This window comes from Phaeobacter sp. CAU 1743, from assembly GCF_039839315.1.
GTDB lineage: Bacteria > Pseudomonadota > Alphaproteobacteria > Rhodobacterales > Rhodobacteraceae > Phycobacter > Phycobacter gallaeciensis_A.
In genome coordinates this window covers 1-2826 of sequence record NZ_JBDOQR010000160.1, presented here as the reverse complement: position 1 = coordinate 2826, position 2826 = coordinate 1, and the positions used below count along the sequence as shown (strand labels likewise).

The 2826-nt window shown below is 60.3% G+C and carries 1 protein-coding gene, 1 tRNA gene and 1 pseudogene; all 3 read left to right on the top strand.

What is annotated here, in order from left to right; genetic code table 11:
- Positions 1–93: pseudogene (locus AAFO90_RS24525) on the top strand (IS5/IS1182 family transposase); the annotation flags it as partial.
- Positions 94–159: 66 nt separating this feature from the next.
- Positions 160–2196 (top strand): ATP-binding protein, encoded by a 2037-nt coding sequence (locus AAFO90_RS24520; protein ID WP_347511146.1) that lies wholly within the window; start codon positions 160–162, stop codon positions 2194–2196.
- A 319-nt stretch (positions 2197–2515) separates the two neighbouring features.
- Positions 2516–2590: transfer RNA gene (locus tag AAFO90_RS24515), tRNA-Asn, on the top strand.
- The last annotated feature ends 236 nt before the right edge of the window (positions 2591–2826 follow it).

Here is a 2826-nt window from a genome sequence, read left to right as displayed (position 1 = left end):
TCGAAGGATTGGGAAAAATCCATCGCCAGCGCGGCAGCTTGGGTCACAATCGCACACATCCGCCGCGTCACGCGGATGCTCGCAAGACAATGAATTCACTCGAAAAGTTTTGAATCAGACTCTCAGGTCCGTTCGGAACTGAAGCAGAACGGCGACAAGGTGCGTGAACTTGCCCTGTTCGGGGTGGTGATGCAGGTCGAGGGAACCGAGGCCAAGCGCCTACAGCTGTTCGATATCCTCTACCAGTTGGGTTGGGTCATTCTGGCGTTATTCGCGGCCATTGCGATCACCGCGCTAATGCTGGCGCAGATGTACCGGCGCGGGCGCCAGCTGGCCGAAGAGCGCAGCCGCGCCGCCGCGCAGATGGAGGCGATGATTTCCTCCTCTCTCGACGCCATTCTGGTGGTCGACACCGAAGGCCGTATCCAGGCGTTCAACGGCGCGGCCGAAACGATTTTTGGCTACAACAGCGCCGAAGTCATCGGGCAGAAGATGCAGGAGCTGATCATTCCGATGCACCTGCGCGAAGCGCATGCCCGGGGCATGGCGCTTTTCCTCAATACCGGCCAGACCAAAGTGATCGGCGCCGGCCGGGTCCAGCTCGAAGGGGTGCGCAAGTCCGGTGAAATTTTTCCGGTCGAACTCTCGGTCTCGCTCAGCCAGTCGGGGCAGGATATGGTCTTTGTCAGCTTCATGCGTGACATTTCGGACCGGATGCAGGCCGAAGAAGAGTTGCGCACCGCCCGCGATGATGTCCTTGCCGGTGAACGTGCCAAGGCCAATCTGCTCACCGTCATGAGCCACGAAATGCGCACCCCTCTGACTGGGGTTCTGGGGGCGATCGACCTTCTGGAAGACACCGATCCCTCGGGCGAACAGATGCGCTATCTCCAGGCAATGCGAGTGTCGGGGGAGCTTCTGCTGCATCATGTGAACGACGTGTTGCAGCTGTCGCGGCTCGAAGCAGGGGTGGACCCGGAAAAGATTCGTGTCTTCGACCTCAGGGAACTGGCCGAAGGTTTGATCGAAAGCCAGCAGGCCACCGCAAAGAGCCGGGGAATCGATCTGTCGCTGCATTGCAGCCTTGGCCCATCCTCGGTGGTGGCAGGGCGGCCCCGCGCCATTCAGCAAGCGCTTCTCAACCTGATCGCAAATGCTGTGAAATTCACCAATGAAGGCGCCGTTTCCGTCGATATCCAGCGCCTGCCGGAGACGGATGTGGTGGACTTCCATGTCGCCGATACCGGCCCCGGTATCCCGCAGGAGGATCTGCAGCGCATCTTTGAAGAGTTCACCATGCTCGATTCCAGCTATCGGCGCGGCAATGAGGGCACCGGGCTTGGCTTGGCGATCACCCGCCGCATCGTGCAGGCGATGGATGGTGAAATCACCTGCGAAAGCGAACTTGGCGAAGGCAGCCTGTTCTCGATGTCGCTGCCGCTGCCGGTGGCCAGCGCGCCCATGGTCAAGGCCGAGGCGCAATCGGATCAGGAACAGGAGGCCAGTGCCGTCCTGATCGTCGAAGACAATGACATCAATCGCCTGCTCTTGGAGAAGATGCTGATCCAGCAGGGGCAGCGGGTGACCACGGCCGCAGGCGGGCTGGAGGCGGTCAACTGCGCCGAAGCGGGCAGTTTCGATTTGATCCTGATGGATATCAGCATGCCAGAGGTGGACGGGATCGAGGCAATTCGCCGGATCCGCGCGCGGAAACTGGCGGAAGGTACCGACATCGTAGCCCTTACAGCGCATGCCGCCGCCGAAGATCACGCCCGCATTCTGGACGCGGGATTCGCCGAGGTCATCACCAAGCCGATCAGCAAACAGGAACTTGCCGATGTGATCGCTCGCCGGGCAGGGCGAACCCCGGTGCTGCCGGAGGTTAATCAGGACGAAAACATCGTGCAGTTCTTCGATGCGCTTGGTCCGGAACGCGCTCGCGGCTTCCTCGCGACGTATTGCGAGGACGTGGAGCGGCTGAAGGCAGCTTTGGCCGAGGCCGAGGAGCTGACGACAGAGCTGCGCCAGGAGGCACACCGCCTGGCGGGATCGGCAGCGGTCCTGGGCCTGACCCGGTTCCGCGAGCTGATGCTGGAGATCGAACACGCAGAAGGCTGCGACATCACCCAGACCGAACTGCTCGATGAGATCTGGTGCGAGGCCGAGAGCTTCCTGTCCGTCCATATGTGCGCCTGAAGTCGGCGCGCCGCGGCACAGGCTCTCCGCGCTGTTGACCATCAACAGGGGAGGGGGCTGGCTTCGGCGCTGAGCCGGACAAGGTGGCAATCCGGTCGGGCTTTTGGGCCGCCTTGGTGCCGAGGACGCGTGAACAGAGGTCAGTTCCACAGGGGCCTATCAAGGTGACAGGGGGTGTCGGCGCGGAGACGAAAGAGGGCTTAAGACCAATATGTTAGGCAGAAAGCGCGCTCTGACTCTAGGGGCTAAAAAAAACTGCAGCTTGGAGAGAATTTTCTCTGGACGCGGCAGAGCGGAGATTCTATACCACGCCTCACATTCCGGCGTAGCTCAGCGGTAGAGCAGTTGACTGTTAATCAATTGGTCGTAGGTTCGATCCCTACCGCCGGAGCCATAAAAAGCCCTCAGGTCTTTACGACCTGAGGGCTTTTTTGGTTCCAGAATCTGGAGTGCTATTGGATGCGGGGGTATCTGCGCAAGAGGTGCACTCCCCTCCTTTTTTCGGGGAATGTCCCGAACGATGTTGAAAAGCGTTTCGGGCGACGCTGCGGATTTCATGGTTATGCGGCTTGATCCAACGGGTCAACCAGCGCATCATTTTGTGGGTCGCGGTGTTTTTCCAATGCGGCC